Source organism: Amycolatopsis sp. NPDC059021 (assembly GCF_042739895.1).
Taxonomy (GTDB): Bacteria; Actinomycetota; Actinomycetes; order Mycobacteriales; family Pseudonocardiaceae; genus Amycolatopsis.
This window is the reverse complement of sequence record NZ_JBHYIQ010000114.1, coordinates 1-18543: the sequence shown is the minus strand read 5'-3', so window position 1 is coordinate 18543 and position 18543 is coordinate 1. Positions and strand designations below refer to the sequence as shown.

Sequence of the window (18543 nt, the reverse complement as noted above, 5' to 3'; positions counted from 1 at the left end):
CCTTTCTCAGTCCCAGGCCGGACCCGCGGGCGGCGCGTCGTCGCGCAGCACGGTGCCTTCGATGAGCCCGTACGGGCGATCAGCCGCGTAGAACACCTCGCCGGGGTTGTCCAGGCCGAACGGGGTGAGGTCGGTCAGGAAGTGGTGCTTGTTCGGCAGGCTCAGCCGGACCTCGGCGATTCCCGGAACGTGCTGGAGGACCCGCTCGCCCATGGCGTACAGCGTTTGCTGCAGCGAGAAACTGTAGGTCGCAGCGAACGCCTCCAGCAGGTTCTGGCGCGCGTCGCGGTAGCTCGCTTCCCAGTCGACGTCGTCGGTCGTGGCATGCCGCCAGGTCGCGTTCACGGCGGTGGCGAGGATGCGGTCCTTGGTCTCCGGCAACGTGGTGTACTGATCGCGCGGGAAACCCCAGAACTCGGAGTCGGTGGAGTTGAGCACGGTCAGGTCGGTGATCCCGGACAGCGCCCACGACCGCTCGCCGTCGTAGCTGACCACGGTGGTGCGGGTGCCGTCGCCCGAGCGGGAGAACGAATGCCGGGCCGGTTCGCCGTCGACCGCCAGCCGCGACCACGAGTACTGCTCGATGGCGACCCGTGCGAAGTGGATGCTCTCCTGCGAATCGACGAAGTGCCGGGCCAGCCGCAGCGCGAAGTCCTCGATGGACCCGATGCCGTCGCGGGCGAAGGCGAACACGGTGTTCTTCTGCGTGTCGGTGGCCAGCACCTTGTCGTTCGCGCCGCTCAGGTGCGTGTCGGCCATGTCGCCGGACAGCGCGACGCTGACGTTGAGGTCGGTGATCCGGTGCTCCTCGCCGTCGCGGTCGATGCGGACGAGTCGGACTTCGGCCTTGCCGTACCGGTTCCCGCCGAGAACGATCGCCATCTTCTCTGTGCTCCTCGTGGTCCGAACTGGATGTCTGAAGTGGACGGTGCTCAACTGCCCCGGTAGGTCGAGTACGCGTACGGGCTCAGCAGCAGGGGGACGTGGTAGTGCTCGCCGGGATCGCCGATCCGGAAGGCCACCGTGACTTCGGGGTAGAACGCGCCGGGGCCGAGGTAGGCGCCGGTGTCGAAGACGAGCCGGTGCGTGCCGGGACCGGGGGACCAGCCGGTGATCCGGCCGTCGGCGTCCGTCCGCTCCTCGGCGATCGTCGTCCAGCCCGTGTCGTCGTGACGGTCGAGCCGGACGGCGAGCCCGGTCGCGGGGCGGCCCTTCGCGGCGTCCAGGACGTGGGTCGACAGGCTCAAGACAGCCACCTCTCCAGTCGCAGCCGGACGATCTTGCGCAGTTCCTCGCGGACCACGGCGCGTTCGGCCTGTTCGTCATTGCCGAGGCGGGCATTGAGGTTCGCCAGGATCTCGGCCGCGGACAGCCCGCTCGCGCAGATCAGGAACACCCGGTCGAAGACGCGCTCGTACTCGGCGTTCGCCTCGGCCAGTTCCGCGAGGACGGTGGCGTCCGCCGTCGCGGCGGCGGACTGTTCACGACGGGACCACGCCGCCTCGCGGCCCTGGCCCTCGGCCCGCTCGCCGATCCGCGGATGGGCGGACAGCGCTTTCTCGATCTCGTCCCAGCCGAGGACGGCCAGTTCCATGTCCGAAGCACGCAGGACCGCGTCGACGTCGTCGTAGGGGCGGCCCGCCGCGACCGCCGCCGCCCAGACCGGCGACGCGCAGCAGGCGAGCAGTTCGCGCTCGGCCGCGGCGCCGGGGAGGGCGTGGAAGGGGGCGAGCACGCTCCGTGAAGATTCCCTCATGTCGTATCGTGGCCTCCCGCTCGTCGCCTCGTCGCGCCTCGCTGTGCCCGAGCGCTCGCTTTCCGGGCTGTGAAGCAGTACACACTGGGTGTTCCGCCGCTGGCCAGCGGCGGATGCACCGAAAGAACGGGGGCGCGGGGACGTGGTTTTCGTGCTTTCCTCCAAAGACGGACACACACCCGGGAGGCACGGTGCGACTGAGTGCCCTGTTGGCGGCCGAGCAGCTCGGGCTCACGCTGCTGGTCGGAGAAGACCAGCTCGAGCGGAGTTTCGAGCGTGTCTTCACCGCGACGCTGCGTGATCCCCGGCGTTATCTCACCGGCGGGGAGCTGGTGCTCAGCGGCATGGAGTGGTGGAACAACCCAACCGAGTCGGAGGCGTTCGTCGCCGCGCTCGCGGAGGCCGACGTCGCGGCACTCGGCGCGGGAACCGCCCAATGGGGTGGTGGTCCGGTGCCGGACCACATGGTGGCGGCCTGCCGCCGTCATCGCGTGCCGCTGATCGAAGTCCCGGTGAACGTCTCGTTCGCCACCATCAGCGAGCAGGCCATCCTCTGGCTGGCGGCCGAACGCGCCGAGCGCACACCGGGGGCGGGCCGGTTCCTCGACCAGTACCGGCGGCTGGTGGCGGCCGTCGCGGACGGCGGGGGCATCGCCAACCTGATCGCCGCGGGCGCGACCGAACTGGGCGCGGACTGCTGGGTGCTGAGCGCCACCGGACGCCTGATCGCCGGACCGGCGGACACGCTCGCCGCGGACCGCCGGGCGCTGCTGGCCGAGCGGTTCCTGCGCGCGGACCGGCTGCCGAAGGTCGTCGAGACGGACGCGGGCCCGGTGACCCTGCTGTCCGCGGCCGCGCGGGCGGGGCATCGTGTGGTCAGCTGGTTCCTCGTGCTCGACGGAGACCATGAGGCGGCCGACCGCGAGCTGGCCGCGGAACTGGCCACGCTGGCCGGTCTCGAACGCACCCGGCTGGACGAGGCGAAGCGGGCGGAGGACCGGGCGGCCGAGCCGCTGCTCCGGTTGGCGCTGGCGGAAAACACGACCGCGGCCGAGGTCGCCTCGCGCCTGCCGGAGGCCGATCTCACGCCCGCCGATCCGGTGTGCGCGGTGTCGGTGAGCCTGGACGGTGGCGGCCCCGGCCTCGCCGCGGTGCTCCTCGCGGAGCTGCTCGCCCCGCTGGGGGACCGCGCGATCATCGGCGAGGTCGACGGCGAAACCCTCGGCGTGGCCCGGATTTCGCCCGGCGCGGGGCTGGACGCGGTGGACGCGCTGGTCGCCGAGATGAAGGAAGCCGTGCGGACGCTCGAACCCGCGCTCGGCTCGGCGCGGCTGGCGGTCGGCGCGAGCCGGCCACTCGACGCCGCCGGCCTGCGGTCGGCCGTGCACGAGGCGCGGCACGCCCGCAAACTCGCCGAGCTGGCGCCCGGCCGGGCCACCGTGGTAGCGGGCGACGACGTCGCCTCGCACCTGCTGCTGCTCGCCGCGGTCCCGGACGAGCTGCGGCGGTCGTTCCGGTCGCGGGTGCTCGGGCCGGTGCTGGCCTACGACGCCGCGCACAAGTCCGAGCTGGTCCACACCCTCCGGGTGTTCCTGCGGAACTCGGGATCCTGGACGCAGACGTCGGCAGCCCTGCACGTCCACGTCAACACCCTGCGCTACCGGATCAGCCGGATCGCCGAGCTGACCGGCCGGGATCTCGCGTCGTTCCCGGACCGGGTCGACCTCTACCTGGCACTCGACCAGGAGTGAGGCCGCGGCGGCGCCCGTCGCGAACGACGCGTAGCGGACGTTCGACGTCTCGAACGGAGCGTTCGGGACATCTCATGGCGCTCAAGGTGACGGCTGGACTTCCACGGCGGCGGCGCCCGTCCCGAACGCTCCGTTCGGGACGATCAGCGTCCCCCACGGAGCGTTCGCGACAAAGGCACCGCGGTGAATCCACGGTGGGCGCCGCGAAGGACCCCTTACCGGCGCTGAGTGGCGCGAAGGAGTCCTTCACGGCATTGGGCGTGCCCTGGCAGGGCATTTTGACGTCGAGTTTTGTTCACCGGCGACCGGATCTCGACGGTGAATTCAGGACGGGAAAGACTCGTGATCGACATTCCGGTGCTGCCGCGTCGGCAATATTCCGGAGATTGCCGGGGTTGGTCCATTTTCCCCGTCCTGGCCGCGAAATCGCCCACACGAGGGGTGATCCCGTAGCGATCTTGCCCTGCCGGGGAACAAGAGGACGAGCGGGCTCACTCGAATGCCGTAATCGCCCTCCCGCGTGGTCGTGAATTGCGCAAACGAGCACTTCCGCGCCGTATGCGCCGGTTATCCTGGCCTTCCCCTTTTCGGATGAGGAAGGCGTGGCGGTTGGCTGAGTCGGGCAAGTGGGCGGGGCGCCTCGGCTGGCTCGCGCTGACCATCGGACCGCCGTCCGCCGTGGCGGGCGCGTGGCCGGGCTGGGCGGCGGGCAGGCCGGTGGTCGCCGGGCTGCTGCTGGTCGGCTACGAGGGGGTGCTGGCGATCATCGCGTTCGCCGGCGGGGTCACCGGTGATCTGGTGAAACGCTGGCGCGAACGGCTGGTCACCCGGCTCGACCAGCCGCTGTGGCGCCGCCTGTTCCGCTTCGACCGGCGCTACCGGGAATTCGTACTGGGCAGCCTGCGCTTCGTCGATCTCAAGGGATTGACGACCATCGGGCCCTACACGCCCCAGCTCGACGAGGTCTTCGTCGATGTCGGCCTGGCGCCGCGCAGCCCGCACCAGGTCGCGGCCGATCCGCTGGGCGACGTGCCCGCCGGGGTGACCGAGCGGTATCAGCTGTGGAACTTCCTGGACCATCCGGCGTCCCGGGTCCTGGCGGTGGTCGGCGCAGCGGGCAGCGGGAAGACCACGCTGCTGCGGTACACGGCGCGGCTGGTCTGCCGGTCCGGTGGCAGGCGGCGGCGCGCGGTCCCGATCCTGTTGTTCCTCCGCGACCACGCGGCCGAGATGATCGCCGACCCGGACGTGTCCCTCGCCGAGCTGGCGCGCCGTACGCTCGGCCGGTACCGCGCCGACGAGCCGGCCGGCTGGTTCGAACAGAAACTGCGCGACGGCGAATGCGTGGTGCTGCTCGACGGGCTGGACGAGGTGGCGCGCCGCGAGGACCGCCGCGCGGTGGCGGACTGGGTCGAGCGGCTGATCGGGCAGTATCCGGGCAACGACTTCGTGATCACCTCCCGGCCGCGTGGCTACCAGTCGGCCGAGATCGCCGGGGCCACCGTCCTGCAGGTGCGCCGTTTCACCGACGAGCAGGTGGCCCGGTTCGTCCGTGCCTGGTGCAGTTCGGTCGAGCGGTACAGCGCGGGTTCCGACCTGCAGGAAGCCGAGCGGCGCGCGGCGTCGGCCGCGGACGATCTGCTCGACCGGCTGCGCGATTCCCCTTGGCTGTACGAGCTGACGGTCAATCCGCTGCTGCTGACGATGATCACCAACGTGCACCACTACCGCGGCGCGCTGCCCGGCAGCCGGGCCGAGCTGTACAGCGAAATCTGCGAGGTGATGCTCTGGCGGCGGCGCGGCGCCAAGAAACTGCCGATCGAACTGGGCGGGGACCAGACCGAGTTCCTGTTGCGGCGGCTCGCGTTCGACATGATGGAACGCCGGGTGCGGGACCTCCCGAAGGAGGAGGTCGTCGCCTCGATCAAACCCGCGCTGCGCCGGGTGGCCAGGGGCCTGTCGGCGGCGGAGTTCCTCACCGGCGTCGGCTCGGAGGGGCTGCTGGTCGAGCGCGAGAACGGCCTGTATTCCTTTGCCCACCACACTTTCCAGGAATACCTGGCGGCCGCGCACATCCGCGACAAGGGACTGACCGAGCTGCTGCCCGGCACCGTCGAGGACGGCTGGTGGCGGGAGAGCACGCTCCTGTACGCCGCCCGGTCGGATTCCGACGCGATCATCCAGGCCTGCCTCGCCTCGGACAGCGTCCACGCGCTGGCACTGGCCTTCGACTGCGCGGAGCAGGCCAGGGAGATCGACCCGGAACTGCGGGACCGTCTGGACCGGCTGCTGCGCTCCGCCTACGAGGCGGGCACCGAACCCCGGCGCCGCAAGCTGATGGCGGACGTCCTGATCACCCGGCACCTGCGGCGGCTCATCCCCGCCGGCACGGCCCGGATCTGCCCGCAGCCGATCACCTCGGACATCTACCGGCTGTTCCTGTCCGACACCGGGCACGATCTTCCCGACGATCCGCGGCCGTTCCAGCCCGGTTCGGACGCGCCGGTGGTCGGGGTGCGCGGCACCGACGCGCTCGCCTTCGTCGGCTGGGTCAACGACGTCGTCGGCGGCGAACCGGCCTATCGGCTGCCCACGAGTGCCGAGATCGGCGATCCGGCCGTGCAGCGCGCGCTGCACCCGGCGGAAGCGGAGCGCTCGGCCGCGCTCAGCGTCTGGTTCGACCAGAACGGTTCGGGGCCGCGGTTGTGGACGCCGGGGCAGGGCAGGCATCCGTACACAGTGGACACCGAGACGCTGGGCGAGCGGGTCGGCAAGGACTGGGCCGATTCGGCGCCGACCCTGGCCCGGCTGCTGCTGATCCGGTCACTGGTCGTCCTGCGGGCCCTCGAATTCGACCTCAAGCGCACGGTGGCGGGCATCAGGGCGCGGAATCTCGCGGGGGAGCTGGTCCACGGTCTCGCCCGTGCGGCGGATCTCGCGCTCGCCCAGGTCCGCGATCCCGGGCTGGCCAAGGCGCTGGACCCGGCCCTCGCGCACGCCTTCGACCTGGCCAGGATGGTGGATCTGGAGGTCGACCACGCCAGGGCGCTCGACCTGGCCCGGCTCCGCGATCTCGCGCGGATCCGGTCCGTCGACCTCGCGCTGGCGCTGGACCTGGCGCTGGCCAGGGCGTTCGACGCCGCCCGTGGCCGGGAGTGGGACCGGGAACGGGTGCACGACCGCGACCGCGCCATGGTGCACGATCTCGACCGCGCGCTCGACCGGGATCGCGAATACGCCCGCAGCCTGGCCGAAACCGTCGACCTGGATCTCGACCACGCACTGGAGCTGGACCTCGAACTCACCCTCGACGCGGTGCTCGCCCTCGACCGGGCCCGTGGGATCGACCGCGGCCCGCTGCCGGCACCCGAGCTCGACCGGCATCTGGAGGACATCGTCGGGCGGGCGCTCGCGCACGCGCTATCGCAGGCCCTACGGGACTCCAGAGCCTCGCGGACCGGCGACGGACAGCGTTTCCAAGCGGACTTCGACCGCGCGCTGGCGGCCGTGACCGGCCTGGCGAGCACCGAGGAGATCGTTTCGCCGGATTCACTGGCGCACGAGACCTGGCAGGGATGCGCCGAGCTGACCGTCGGCGAGGGATGTTCGGCCTGGGCCAGGGATGTGGCGCCCCGGCTGGAGCGGCTCGCCAAGCCGATCTTCGCCCGGCGTCAGCCGCTCACCACCGCCGCCGCGACCGCGATCCGGATCGGGGCGCTGTGTCTCGCCTGCGAGGCCGACACCCAGGGAAAGCCCGGCACCGGCGCCGCGTTCCGGCGGATCGCGGCCGGGATCACGCTGCTGGAGCACCGCTCCACCGGCCGGTCGGTGCCCACCGAGACGATCGTCCTGTCCACCGCCTGAGGGCACGCAATCCGAGTTACCCGAATTTGTGACGGCGGTCATAAATGTGTCGCCTGTGGGTGAGGAGAAAGGGCAGACCCTTGCCCCTAACGTGTGAAAGATTTTCAAGAGGGATCGCCAAGTGACTTACCGTGCGTTATGTGTATAGCAAGATCAACACATCTCCCGCGGCACAGAGGGGTGCACCGCATCATGGCCGAAAAGCACAGCGTCACCCAGGCGCGGATCGAGTTCGGGCTCCGGACGTTCGGGGCCGCCCCACTACCGGTCCCCGTCGAGCTGGAACACGACACCGACGACCCGTACGCGATCGTCGCGATTCTCCATGCCGGAACGAACGTCGTCCGCTGGATCTTCGGGCGCGATCTGCTCGCCGATGGTCTGCTCGCGCCGGCCGGTGAGGGCGACGTCCGGGTGAGCCCGGCCGCCGACAAGTCCCTGGCGGTCGTGGAGCTGAACTCGCCGGACGGCGCCGCGGTGCTGGAGGCACCCGCCCAGGCGCTGGCGGCCTTCCTCGACCGCACCTACGAAAAGGTGCCGGTCGGCCAGGAGTCGCGGTGGTTCGACTTCGACGAGGAGCTGGCCAAGCTGGCGCTCCAGGACTGAACCACCGCCTGGCTCACCGGACCGGGGAAGCGAGCGACTCCAGCCGGTCGGCGGTCCCGTCGGCGCCGGGGAAGGCGTCGATGATCTTGGCCAGCCGCGCCGCGTTCCCGGCGTAGGAGGGGTCGGTGAGCACGGTGCGGACGGCCTCGGCGATCTCCACCGGGGTGGCGGTGTCGCCGTCCAGCGCGAGCCCGGCCCCGAGCCGGGCGACCTGCGCGGCCAGCACGGGCTGGTCCGCCGCGGCGTTGGGCAGGCACACCACGGGGACGCCGTGGGCGAGCGAGGCGGCGATCGTGCCGTGCCCGGCGTGGGTCACGGTCACCGCGGCGTCCGGCAGGATCTCGGCATGGGGGAGGAACCGGGTGTAGAGCACGTCGGGGTCCGTGGGCAGCTCGTCCGCTCCGGTCATCCCCGTGGTCACGACGACGCGGTGGCCCCCGTCGGCCAGCGCGGTCACGGTCCGCGCGATGCGGGAGCGTTGATCCCACGCCAGCCCGGTCGAGAAACTCACCAGCACCAGCGGACGGCCGTCGTCGGCGGACCACGGCCGCTCCCGGCCGCGCGGGGTGTGCGGCGCGAAGACCGGCCCGGTGAACTCGCAGCGGGCGGGCACGTCCGCCGCGATCGGGTCCAGTGCGGGCACGCTCGTGCACACCGCGCGAAACGGCTGCCACGTATCCCAAAGTGCTTGCACCGCAGGGAGATCCGCCCGGGTGCGGACGTCGTTGACCGCGTCGAGCACGAGGGTGTCCATACCGCCGCCGGGTGGCACGAGCGCGCCCGGCGCGCTGTGCACGAGCACGGTGGCCGGGACGCCGAGCCGTTCGGCGGCGGCCAGCGCGCCGAACATCAGGCAGTCGATCACCAGCCCGTCGAACCGTTCCGCGGCAAGGAGTTCCGGCAGATCGGCAAGGTGCTCCGGGCACGCCCAGACCACGCCGGTGAGCACCGGCATCCAGTCGGACGGCGGCTGTTCCGGCCACGAACCCTGTGCGCCGCGCAGCACAGGGTTCGTGGCCGAGCGATTCGTAACGCGGGCGCTGGTGCGCGTAGCCGGCGAAAACCACCGTGTGCCCTCGCTCGGCGAGTGTGGCGCCGAGGCCGAGCGCGGGTGTCTGGTTGCCCGCGCCGTCCCAGGTGACGAACAGGAACCGGGCCATCTCGATCATCCCCCCAGTACAGCGTTGATCATCATCGACATCGTGGCTTCGGCCTCGGCGCGGGACCGGCCCATGTCGCGGCGCAGCAGCTTCCACGTGTAGACGTCGCACACGCACACCAGTGCGTCCACCAGGCGTCGCCGGCCCGCCGCCGGATACCGGGCCAGCAGCGGAGCCAGTTGCGCCTCGACGTGCGCGCGGTGCCGTTCGCGGCCGAGCCCGACGATCGGCGCCACGGCCGGATCCCGTTCGTCGGCGAGGTTGCCGAGCACGACGTCGCCGTACTTCTCGTAGTGGTCGAACCAGGTCCGCACCGAGCCCGCGACGTCGCCGGGCTCGGCCTGCCTGAGCTCGGCGGCCATGTCCGCGAGCACGTGGTCGAGCGCGGCGGCGAACAGTTTCTGCTTGCTGCCGAAGACACGGAGCACCGTCTGCACGGTGACCCCGGCGTTCGTCGCGACGTCGTCGAGCCGGATGTCGGACCGCAGCCGTTCGCTCATGAGCTTCGCGGCGGCGTCGAGGACGCGTGTCCTGGTCTGTTCGGCGCCCGCCGCCCTGGCCCGCATCGTGTAGGGCCTCGCCGATTTCATGTTAGTCACGTTAACGCCAAATAGGGGCCCGGTCAACGCGCCTCAGTCGAGCCCGGTGCCGTCCTGTACCTCGCGGCGCGCCAGCTCCTCGATGAGCGTGCCGTCGGCGAACGCCCGCGCTCGCAGCAGGGCGACGGCGTCGTCGGGGGAGCAGGCGTGCCGTACCGACAGCATGCCCGCGGCCTGGTGGACCACATCCTGGTACGAGGTCTCGTCGAACAGCCGGAGCGGGTCGCTCACCTCCGGCGTCTGCGGCGACGGCAGCAGGACCGTCCGCGCGAGCGCGTCGGCGACCCGGTCCGTGGCCGCGGCGAGCGTGTCGGTGATGACCGGTTTCCGCTCCAGGACGCACAAGGCCCCGACGCACGAAATGGGCTGTTGCAACGGCACCGCGAAGACAGCGCGTACTCCGGCTCGCCGCACGGTGGGCGCGTAATGCGGCCACCGGTCGCTCAGCATGTCGTCGATGGCGAAGACGGTGCCGCCGCTGACGACGGCGTCGGTGGCGGGGCCTTCTCCCGAGACGAACTCGGCGTCGCGGGCGATCAGGGCGTCGTGGCCCGCTGCCGTCGACAACGCGACCTGGTTCTGATCGTCGAGCAAGGTGAGCAGGATGCCGGCGTTGCCGAGGGCCGATCGGAGGGCCGCGGTGAACGCGGGCCTGCACCCCGCCGGTGGTGGCGCGTCGAGCCAGGAACGCAGCTTTCCGGCGTGGAATGCCAGGATCTCGGCGGAGGTCCGGTGCCGTTGCTCAGTCCGGCGGTGCAGGGCTGCCATCCGTTCGCGGAGGTCTCGTAACGAAGCAGGTTTCCGAATGGCCAGATTCTCATAATGTGCGGCAAGCGCACCCGCTCTGGTGGCTCGTTGCTGTTCACGGGCGACCTCAAGCCATAGCCTGGTGATGACCGCGTGTGTGGCCTCGGGCTCTGGCACCTGTTCAAGGTACCCCTGCGGGGCGGATCGTAAGCACGGTGAACGGACACGTCTTCATGGCGGTGACTGAAGGGCCTGGTGTTGAACGACCGGGAAAGGTGGCTGGCCGAGGCCCTGGTGGACCTGGCGGACACCGTCGATGCCGATTTCGACGAGGCCGAGTACGCCCACACCGTCACCGCGAGGCTGGCGGAGCTGCTGGATCCGGGTGAGCCGGGACTCCGGCTCGCGGACGCCGGCGGAACGGTACGCACGACCGTGGCGAGTACCGGGCGGCTGGGTGAACTGCTGGCGCTGGAGGCCGACTTCACCGAGGGCCCGTGCACCTCCAGCCAGCACGGCGGGAAGGATCTGGTCAACGACGTGCTCGGCCTCGCCGACACGAAGTGGCCCCGTTACGCCCCGGCGGCACGGAAGCGCGGATTCGCCTCGGTTTCCACGATGTCCTTGCGGCACAGGGAAAGCGTGGTCGGCAGCGTCTGCGTGCTCAGCCCGCTCGGCAGCACGGTCACCGGAACCGAGATCCGCTCCGCGGGCGCCGTGGTCTCGGTCGCGACCACCGGCATCCTGCACAACCGGATGCTGCGGGACAGCACCAGGACGTCGAGCCAGCTCCAGTACGCGCTCACCAGCCGCGTGCTGGTCGAACAGGCGAAGGGCGCGGTCGCCGTCCGGCTCGGCGTGCCACCGGCCGAGGCGTTCGACATCCTCCGTGCCTACGCGCGGCGGCACAACATGCCGCTGAACGACGTGGCGAAGGCCGCGATCGACGGGAAACTGTCCGGCTACGACCTCATCGCCGATCTCGCACCGCGCCGGAAACGGGTCTCCCGCGGCGCTCAGCCCCGGTAGGTGTCCTCCATCAGGAGCACCACGCCGTCGTTGTCGGAGTCCAGCGGTGAACAGGTCACCGTGCAGGTGATGTGCCGTCCGATCCGGTTGACCGCCTCGATCTGCTGCGGGGCCGTGCGTTTCCCGCTCTGCATGCTCTCCTGGGTGGTCGCCCGGAGCGACGTCGTGGGCAGGCCGAAGTCGAGGCTGAAGAACGGCTGGCCGACCACCTCTTCCGAGCGCAGGCCCCAGAGTTCCTCGGCGCCCCTGTTCCAGCTCCGGACGAACAGGTCCGCGTCGATGACCACCACGCCCGCGGCGACGCTCGAGAGCACCCCCTCCAGGAAGGTGCGTGCCTCGTCGAGCTCGTCGGTGCGGGCGCGCATCTCCTCGTTCATCGTCTCCAGTTCCTCGTTGCCGGACTGGAGTTCTTCGTTGGTGGTTTCGAGTTCTTCGTTGGTGGACTGGAGTTCTTCGTTGGTCGTCTCCAGTTCCTCGATGCTGGACTGGAGTTCTTCGTTGGTGGTTTCGAGTTCTTCGTTGGTGGACTGGAGTTCCTCGCGGGCGGTCTCCAGTTCTTCCCGCTGCCGCTTGACGTTCCGCTGCAACTGCGTGACGGCGGTGGAGTCGTGGAAGGTGACCACGACCCCGGCACCCCGCGAGTCGCTGCCCCACAACGGCTGGATGTGGATGTCGAGGTACTGCACCTCGTTGGTGTCGATCCGCCGTTCGATGGAGTCGACGCGGACCACGCGATGTTCGGTGTAGGCCTGCTCGATCAGGGAGCGCAGTTCGATGGGCCGGTAGGACACCTCGAGATCGCGGAACGGCCTGCCGACGTCCCGGGTGGTGAGCCCGAACTGCGCGCGCATCTGGCTGTTCGCCAGGATGACGGTGCCGTCGGTGTCGACTCCCAGCATCGCGACCGGCGCGCTCTCCAGCGCCAGCTCCCGCAGCTGCCGCTTCTTGCGGACGTCGTCGGGATCGACCGCGACTCCGGTCTCCAGCTTGACCGGCGTGGTGCGGTACATCGCGGCGGCGTCCCCGGTCCGCCGCTGGAAGATCCGCTGCCGCATGTTGACGACCTTGAACCGGTCGCCGTTCGACAGCAGCATCTCGGCCTTGCCGAGGAACAGGAACGCCCCGTCGCGCAACGCGAAGTGGAACCGGTCGATGATCTGTGTCTGTGCCTCGACGTTGAAGTACATCAGGGTGTTGCGGCACACCAGCAGGTCCAGCCGGGAGATCGGCGCGTCGCGGGTGATGTCGTGGCGCCCGAAGATCACCCGGCGCCGCAGGTCGGGGCGGAAGGCGTGCAGCATCCCGTTCGGCTCGAAGTACTTGTTCCGGAGTTCGTCCGGCAGCGCCTCCAGCGCCTTGGCCGAGTACAGGCCCGCCCGCGCGTCGCGCAGGGCTTCCTCGTCGACGTCGGTGCCGTAGATCTTGAGCCGTTTCACGCATTCCTGGACGCCCAGCGCCTCGGCGAACAGGATCGCCAGCGAGTACGCCTCCTCGCCGCTGGCGCAGCCCGCGCTCCACACCCGGATCTCTTCGCCGGCCTCGATGTTCGCCAGGATGCCGGGGACCACCTCGCGCTGGAGGACCGTCCAGGCCTCGGTGTCCCGGAAGAAGCTGGTGACGTTGATCAGGATCGTGTTGAACAGGAAGCCGAACTCCTCGCCGCTGGCCTCCAGCCGGTCGCGGTAGTCGGTGTAGCTGTCGATGCCCACCTCCGTCATCCGCTTCCGGATGCGGCGGGTGAGGCTGGTGCGCTTGTACCCGGTGAAGTCGAAGCCGCGCGAGTCACGGATGAAGGCCAGCAGGGCCTCCAGCTCGTCACCGGCGACGCTCGGGGTGACGGTGTTGTCCGGCTCGGTCATGACATCCTCGCTTCGACGAGCCCGCGGATCACGGGGGCGATCTCGTCGAGCTGGAGCACGAAGTCGACCGCGCCCGCCTCGACGGCGGCCTCCGGCATGCCCCGGAACTCGGCGGTCTCGGGGTCTTGGGCGATCACCGTACCGCCACGGGATTTGACCGCCGACGCACCCATCGCCCCATCGGCGCCGGTCCCGGTCAGCACGCACGCGATCGCGCGTTGCGCGTAGGTTCCGGCGACCGATTCGAAGAGCAGATCGGCCGACGGGCGCAGGAAATGGACGAGCTCGCTGTTGGACAGGGTCAGCCGCCCGCCGGGCTCGACGAGCAGGTGCTTGTCCGGGGGAGCGATGTACACCGTCCCCGGCTTCGCCTGCTCACCGGCCTCCGCCAGCCGCACCGGGAGCTTCGCCCGGCGGCCGAGGACCTCCGCGATGATCGTCTTGTGCCTGCGGTCGAGGTGCTGGACGAGCACCACCGGCACCGGGAAGCCGTCGGCGAAGCCGCTGAGCACCCGCCCGAGCGCGGTGATTCCGCCGGCCGAGGACGCCAGGGCCACGATGGCATACGGCGGCAGCCCGGCCTCGGAGCCGGACACGGCGGCGGTCATGTCCCGGTGGCGGTATGGGGTTGTCCTGGCACCACGACAGCGTAGCGAGGGGAGCGGTGTGCCGGGGCCGGTCCTGGCCCGTGTCGCCGAGGGGGTCGCCGGTTCGGGCGACGCACCTGAGAGGCTGGGGCGGTGTCCACCAGTCTGATCCGGCGCTTCTTCGACGAGCGCGAGCCGCCGACGCCGTGCCTCGTCGTCGACACCGACGTGGTCGCCGCGCGAGCGGACGAGTTCACGACGGCGTTTCCCGGCGTGCGGATCCGGTACGCGGTGAAGGCCAATCCGGCGCCTCCGGTGGTCGACACGCTGGTCGCGGCCGGGGCGGGTTTCGACGTCGCCTCGCCGGGGGAGATCGCGCTGTGTCTCGAAAGGGGCGCGGACCCGGCGAAACTGGCCTACGGGAACACGATCAAGAAGCCCGCCGACATCGCCTTCGCGTACGAGCACGGCGTATGTGAATTCACCACCGACGCCGAGAGCGACGTCGAAAATCTTGCCCGGCACGCACCGGGTTCGGCGGTGTCGGTCCGGGTCCTGCTCGACGCGCCGGACTCGGTGACGCCGTTCGGCCGCAAGTTCGGCTGCGAACCTTCGGCCGCGCTCGACCTCGTGCTGCGCGCCGCGGATCTCGGACTGCGGCCGGGCCTGGCGTTCCACGTCGGCTCGCAGCAGCCCGACCCGGCCGCGTGGGAGATCGGCGTCGCGACGGCGGCGAAGGTGTTCGCGGAGGCCGCGGCGGCGGGCGTGGCGATGGATCGCCTGAACCTCGGGGGCGGGTTCGCCGTCGCCTACCGCTCGGACGTGCCCACCATGGCGGAGTACGCGGCGAAGCTCGGCGACGCGCTCCGTACGCATTTTCCGGACGGCGCGCCGGAACTGACGATGGAGCCGGGCCGGGTACTGGTCGCGGAGGCCGGGGTCCTGCGCACCGAGGTCGTGCTCGTAGCCCGCCGTTCCGCGACCGACGAGCGGCGGTGGGTCTACCTCGACATCGGCCGCTACAACGGGCTTGCCGAGGCGGAGAACGAGGCGATCGCGTACCGCTTCGAGCCACTGGACGACCACGGCGGGCCGTCGGGGCCGGTGATCCTCGCCGGGCCCACCTGCGACGGCGACGACGTCCTCTACCAGCGCACCCCGTACGAACTGCCGCTGACGCTGCGTGCTGGTGACCGCTTCGACGTGCTCGCGGCCGGTGCCTACACCGCCAGCTACGCCTCGGTCGCGTTCAATGGCATCGCGCCACTGCGGACCTACTGTGTGGGGAGGTACGGGGATGCCCGCTGAGCCGGGGCAGGTCGGCCGCTTCGCGGGCAGGCACGTGCTCGCCGAGCTGGGCGGGATCGACGCGGCGCTGCTCGACGATCCGGACCGGCTGCGCGAGCTGCTGGTCGCCGCGGTGACCGAGGCGGGCGCCACGGTGTGCGACGTGGTGGCCCAGCGGTTCGTGCCGCAGGGGGTCACCGTGGTCGCGATGCTCGCCGAATCCCACGCGTCGGTGCACAGCTACCCCGAGATCGGCGCGATGTTCGTCGACGTGTTCACCTGCGGGGACCGCGCCGACCCCGAGCACGCCGTCCGGCTGTTCGCCAAGGCGCTCGACGCCGCGACGCTCGACCTGTCCACCGTCCTGCGAGGGGAACACTGAAATGCCCGAGATCACCGAACCGGTCGGCGCCGGCCTGACCAGGGTGTGGCAGGTCGGCGAGGTGCTCTTCGCCGGGCGCACGGACTTCCAGGACGTCCTGATCGGACGGACCGCGCAGGGTGTCTCGCTCTTCTGCGACAACGAACGGCAGAGCACCGAGGCGAGCCAGCTCGTCTACCACGAGGCGCTGATGGTGCCCGCGCTGCTGCTCGCCGAGCGGGTCCGCCGGGTACTGGTCATCGGGTCGAGCGAGGGTGTGGTGTGCGAGCTCGCGCTGGCCGCGGGCGCGGAGCTGGTCGACCACGTGGACATCGACGCCAAGACCGTCCGCGCCTGCGCCGAGCACCTGCCCTACGGCTACACGCCCGACGAACTGGAGCGGGCCGAGCGCGGCGACGGCCCGGTGCGGGTGCACTACCGCGACGGCTGGGAGTTCCTCGCCGGGGCACACGAGCGAGGCGAACGTTACGACGTCGTCGTCATCGACCTGCCGGACGAGAACGCCGACCCCGCCGCCCAGCACAACCGCTTGTACGGCACGGACTTCCTGACCCGCTGCGCCGGCCTGCTCGCCGAAGGCGGCGTGGTGACCAGCCAGGCCGGCTGCCCGACGCTGTGGCGCAACGAGACCCTGCTCGCCTCGTGGCGGCGCTTCCACGAGGTGTTCGGCTCGGTGCTCTACCACGGCTCCGCCGAGCACGAATGGGCTTTCCTCGCCGGCCGCGCCGACCGGGTCGGCGACCCGGTGGGCCGTGCGATCGGCAATCTCCGCGCCGGCAGGCTCACACCGTCCACAATGGACGAAGAGGTGCTGCGCGGTTGCGCCGTTCCGCCGTATTCGCTGCGCCGCGCCGACCGCTAGCGGCGCCGGAGCCGCCGCTGGGCCGATCCCCTACGGACGAAGGTTGTTTTGGTCTGGACCTTCGGGCAACGATGACCGTGCTTTGTTCAGCGGGCTGAACATGGGAAGGGGCACGGCGATGACGCTGGAGAGTCTCGGCGTCAGCGGCGCCGAGCAGCGGGTCTACGAGGTCCTCCTGCGGCATCCCGAGGTCACCTTCACCCGGCTGGCGGAGCTGACCGGCATGACGGCGGGCAGGCTGCGGCCGCTGGTGGCCTCGCTGGCCGGCAAGGGAATGCTGACCAGGACGACCGGGCGCCCGGCGCTGATCGTCGCCTCGCCGCCGGACATCGCGGTGGAGATCCTGGCGCAGCGCCGCCGGGCGGAGATCGAGCAGGCACGGCTGTCCGGCGCGTCCTTCGGCGCGCGGCTGCGGCTGGAACAGGGGCCGGTCCGGCAGGTGATCCGCGACCGTGGCGCCGCGGCGCAGCGGTACCGGCAGCTGCACCAGGTCGCCAGGACGGATCTGCTCGTCGTCCGCCGGTCACCGGACGCGGTCGTGCCGCTGGAAACGCACCGTCAGCTCCAGCGGGAGGCGCGGGCCCGCGGGGTGCGGACCCGGACGCTCTACGAGGAGGGCGAACCCACCCGGCCGTCGGCGCCGCACGAGCCGGAGGCGGGGGAACAGGCGCGGATGCTGCCCGCGCCGCCGGTCCGGATGGTGATCGCGGACGGCCGGATCGGGCTCGTCTTCGCGGAGCCCGCGAGCGGGCACCAGGCGGTAGTGGTGTCCTCGGCGACCGTGGTGAGCGGGCTGGTGGCGCTGTTCGACCTGCTGTGGGAGCGGGCGAGCCCGCTGTGGCCGGAGAACGGCCGCGCCGGGACGGGCGAGGAGGACCAGCGGCTGCTCGTGCTGCTCGCCGCGGGGCTGACCGATCAGGCGATCGGGCGCAAACTCGGCGTCGCACAGCGGACGGTGGAGCGCCGGGTCCGCAGGCTGATGGACGCGCTCGGCGCGCGGACCCGGTTCCAGGCCGGGCTCCAGGCCGCGCGGCGCGGACTGCTCGAACCCTGAGACCACGAAAAGGTGCCGGTGCCATCGTCGGGTGATGGCACCGGCACCGTGACCGGCCGGTGGGCCGGGGGTCAGAACCCGGCGGTCACCCTGGTGAAGTCCCAGTCCTTCTGGGCGATGCCGCTGCAGGTCGACTGCACGCCGCCGCCAGGGCAGGGACGGTCGCGGTTGACCGCCCAGAACGACAGCCGGGCCAGCCCGTTCGATTTGGCCCAGTTCGTGATCCGGGTCCAGGTCTCCACGCTCGTCAGCTCCTGCTGATCGGACAGGCCGTTCATGCCCGAGATGCCGACGTGGCCGAACGCCGTCGCGTCCGACCAGCCGAACACGGACTTCAGCTTGTCCTTCAGCGCGGTCGTGGCCTTGACGGTGTTGCCGTACATGTCCGCGCCACCACCGAAGTCGAACGGCATGATGGTGAAGACGTCGACACCGGCGTTGAGCGCCTTGGCCTGTTCGACGAGCCGGTTGCCCCACGAGTTCGGGCCCGCGGTCGTCGTGCCGAAGGTGAGGATCGTCCGGATACCGGGGTTGCCGGCCTTGACGATCTTCAGCGCGCCGAGGACACGGTCCTGCACGGCCGCGTTCTCGAACTCGTCGGTGTTCTCGATGTCGATGTCGATCGCCTTGAGCCCGTAGGCGCTGATCACCTTCTGGTACGCGCCGGCGAGCGACGCCGCGTCACGGCAGTTCGGCCCGAGCTTGTTCCCGCTCCAGCCGCCGAACGACGGTACGACCTGCCCGCCCGCGCCCTGGATGGCCTTGATGGTCCTGGCGTCCACACCGCCGGTGAGCGGCCGGTTGCCGTCCCACGCGGGGTTGCAGCCGCCGGAGGCCAGCACGAACGCCATGGTGAACCATTTGACCCCGGTCGCGCTCATCACCGACGTCGCGCTGGGTGGGTTGCCCCAGCCGAGGAAGAGGTACGGCGCGCCGTTCCCGGGGGGCGCCCGGGGGGGGGCCGCCCCGGGTGGCGCGACCAGGGGGGCCGCGCGCGCCG

The 18543-nt window shown here is 70.9% G+C and carries 17 protein-coding genes; 8 read left to right on the top strand and 9 right to left on the bottom strand.

Annotation, left to right across the window (positions count from 1 at the left end; translation table 11 throughout):
• Positions 1-6: 6 nt before the first annotated feature.
• From pucL to uraD, 3 genes are read right to left on the bottom strand one after another with little or no spacing between them, the layout of a single operon-like run.
• Positions 7-882, bottom strand: coding sequence for a factor-independent urate hydroxylase (pucL, locus tag ACFWX1_RS41140; protein ID WP_378395312.1), 876 nt, complete (start codon positions 880-882; stop codon positions 7-9).
• A 50-nt stretch (positions 883-932) separates the two neighbouring features.
• The gene (gene uraH / locus ACFWX1_RS41135) at positions 933-1247 is read right to left on the bottom strand and encodes a hydroxyisourate hydrolase (protein ID WP_378395311.1); all 315 of its coding nucleotides are present in this window, start codon (positions 1245-1247) and stop codon (positions 933-935) included.
• On the bottom strand, positions 1244-1756 hold the full coding sequence (gene uraD, locus ACFWX1_RS41130) for a 2-oxo-4-hydroxy-4-carboxy-5-ureidoimidazoline decarboxylase (RefSeq protein ID WP_378395310.1): 513 nt from the start codon (positions 1754-1756) through the stop codon (positions 1244-1246). The genes uraH and uraD overlap by 4 nt, the downstream gene beginning before the upstream one ends.
• 191 nt (positions 1757-1947) lie before the next feature.
• Between uraD and ACFWX1_RS41125 the strand changes: the two genes are divergently transcribed.
• The 3 genes from ACFWX1_RS41125 (at position 1948) to ACFWX1_RS41115 (ending at position 7977) form a co-directional block, all read left to right on the top strand.
• Entirely contained in the window at positions 1948-3507 is a 1560-nt protein-coding gene (locus ACFWX1_RS41125) for a helix-turn-helix domain-containing protein (RefSeq protein ID WP_378395309.1), read from the top strand.
• Between the two features lie 591 nt (positions 3508-4098).
• Complete coding sequence (locus tag ACFWX1_RS41120; RefSeq protein WP_378395308.1) at positions 4099-7371, top strand: NACHT domain-containing protein; 3273 nt, start codon at positions 4099-4101, stop codon at positions 7369-7371.
• Between the two features lie 192 nt (positions 7372-7563).
• A complete protein-coding gene (locus ACFWX1_RS41115) occupies positions 7564-7977 on the top strand; it encodes an SsgA family sporulation/cell division regulator (RefSeq protein WP_378395307.1) in 414 nt (137 codons plus the stop codon).
• A gap of 13 nt (positions 7978-7990) precedes the next feature.
• Here ACFWX1_RS41115 and ACFWX1_RS41110 read toward each other — a convergent pair whose 3' ends face one another.
• The 3 genes from ACFWX1_RS41110 to ACFWX1_RS41100 all read right to left on the bottom strand — a co-directional run bounded on the left by ACFWX1_RS41110 (position 7991) and on the right by ACFWX1_RS41100 (position 10504).
• The gene (locus ACFWX1_RS41110; protein ID WP_378395306.1) at positions 7991-8983 is read right to left on the bottom strand and encodes a glycosyltransferase; all 993 of its coding nucleotides are present in this window, start codon (positions 8981-8983) and stop codon (positions 7991-7993) included.
• Positions 8984-9142: 159 nt separating this feature from the next.
• On the bottom strand, positions 9143-9727 hold the full coding sequence (locus tag ACFWX1_RS41105; RefSeq protein WP_378395305.1) for a TetR/AcrR family transcriptional regulator: 585 nt from the start codon (positions 9725-9727) through the stop codon (positions 9143-9145).
• Positions 9728-9769: 42 nt separating this feature from the next.
• Positions 9770-10504 carry a GAF domain-containing protein gene (locus ACFWX1_RS41100; RefSeq protein ID WP_378395304.1) on the bottom strand — a complete coding sequence of 245 codons (735 nt, stop codon included), beginning with the start codon at positions 10502-10504 and terminating at the stop codon, positions 9770-9772.
• Positions 10505-10741: 237 nt separating this feature from the next.
• Between ACFWX1_RS41100 and ACFWX1_RS41095 the strand changes: the two genes are divergently transcribed.
• Positions 10742-11512: an ANTAR domain-containing protein gene (locus tag ACFWX1_RS41095; RefSeq protein ID WP_378395303.1), complete on the top strand. Its 771-nt coding sequence runs from the start codon at positions 10742-10744 to the stop codon at positions 11510-11512.
• Here the strand turns inward: ACFWX1_RS41095 and ACFWX1_RS41090 are convergent.
• Together ACFWX1_RS41090 and ACFWX1_RS41085 are read right to left on the bottom strand one after the other, a co-directional pair.
• The gene (locus ACFWX1_RS41090) at positions 11500-13371 is read right to left on the bottom strand and encodes a CheR family methyltransferase (protein ID WP_378395302.1); all 1872 of its coding nucleotides are present in this window, start codon (positions 13369-13371) and stop codon (positions 11500-11502) included. The genes ACFWX1_RS41095 and ACFWX1_RS41090 overlap by 13 nt on opposite strands.
• Positions 13368-13979 (bottom strand): chemotaxis protein CheB, encoded by a 612-nt coding sequence (locus tag ACFWX1_RS41085; protein ID WP_378395301.1) that lies wholly within the window; start codon positions 13977-13979, stop codon positions 13368-13370. Before ACFWX1_RS41085 ends, ACFWX1_RS41090 begins: the two co-directional genes overlap by 4 nt.
• A 132-nt stretch (positions 13980-14111) precedes the next feature.
• Between ACFWX1_RS41085 and ACFWX1_RS41080 the strand changes: the two genes are divergently transcribed.
• From ACFWX1_RS41080 to ACFWX1_RS41065, 4 genes are all read left to right on the top strand, one after another.
• The gene (locus ACFWX1_RS41080; protein WP_378395300.1) at positions 14112-15266 is read left to right on the top strand and encodes a type III PLP-dependent enzyme; all 1155 of its coding nucleotides are present in this window, start codon (positions 14112-14114) and stop codon (positions 15264-15266) included.
• Positions 15256-15627, top strand: coding sequence for an adenosylmethionine decarboxylase (gene speD / locus ACFWX1_RS41075; protein WP_378395299.1), 372 nt, complete (start codon positions 15256-15258; stop codon positions 15625-15627). The genes ACFWX1_RS41080 and speD overlap by 11 nt, the downstream gene beginning before the upstream one ends.
• A 1-nt stretch (position 15628) precedes the next feature.
• Positions 15629-16489, top strand: coding sequence for a spermidine synthase (locus ACFWX1_RS41070; protein WP_378395298.1), 861 nt, complete (start codon positions 15629-15631; stop codon positions 16487-16489).
• A gap of 118 nt (positions 16490-16607) precedes the next feature.
• Complete coding sequence (locus tag ACFWX1_RS41065) at positions 16608-17543, top strand: helix-turn-helix domain-containing protein (RefSeq protein WP_378395297.1); 936 nt, start codon at positions 16608-16610, stop codon at positions 17541-17543.
• A 71-nt stretch (positions 17544-17614) separates the two neighbouring features.
• Here ACFWX1_RS41065 and ACFWX1_RS41060 read toward each other — a convergent pair.
• Positions 17615-18543 (bottom strand): chitinase (locus ACFWX1_RS41060; protein WP_378395296.1); only part of this gene is annotated, 929 nt, incomplete at its 5' end.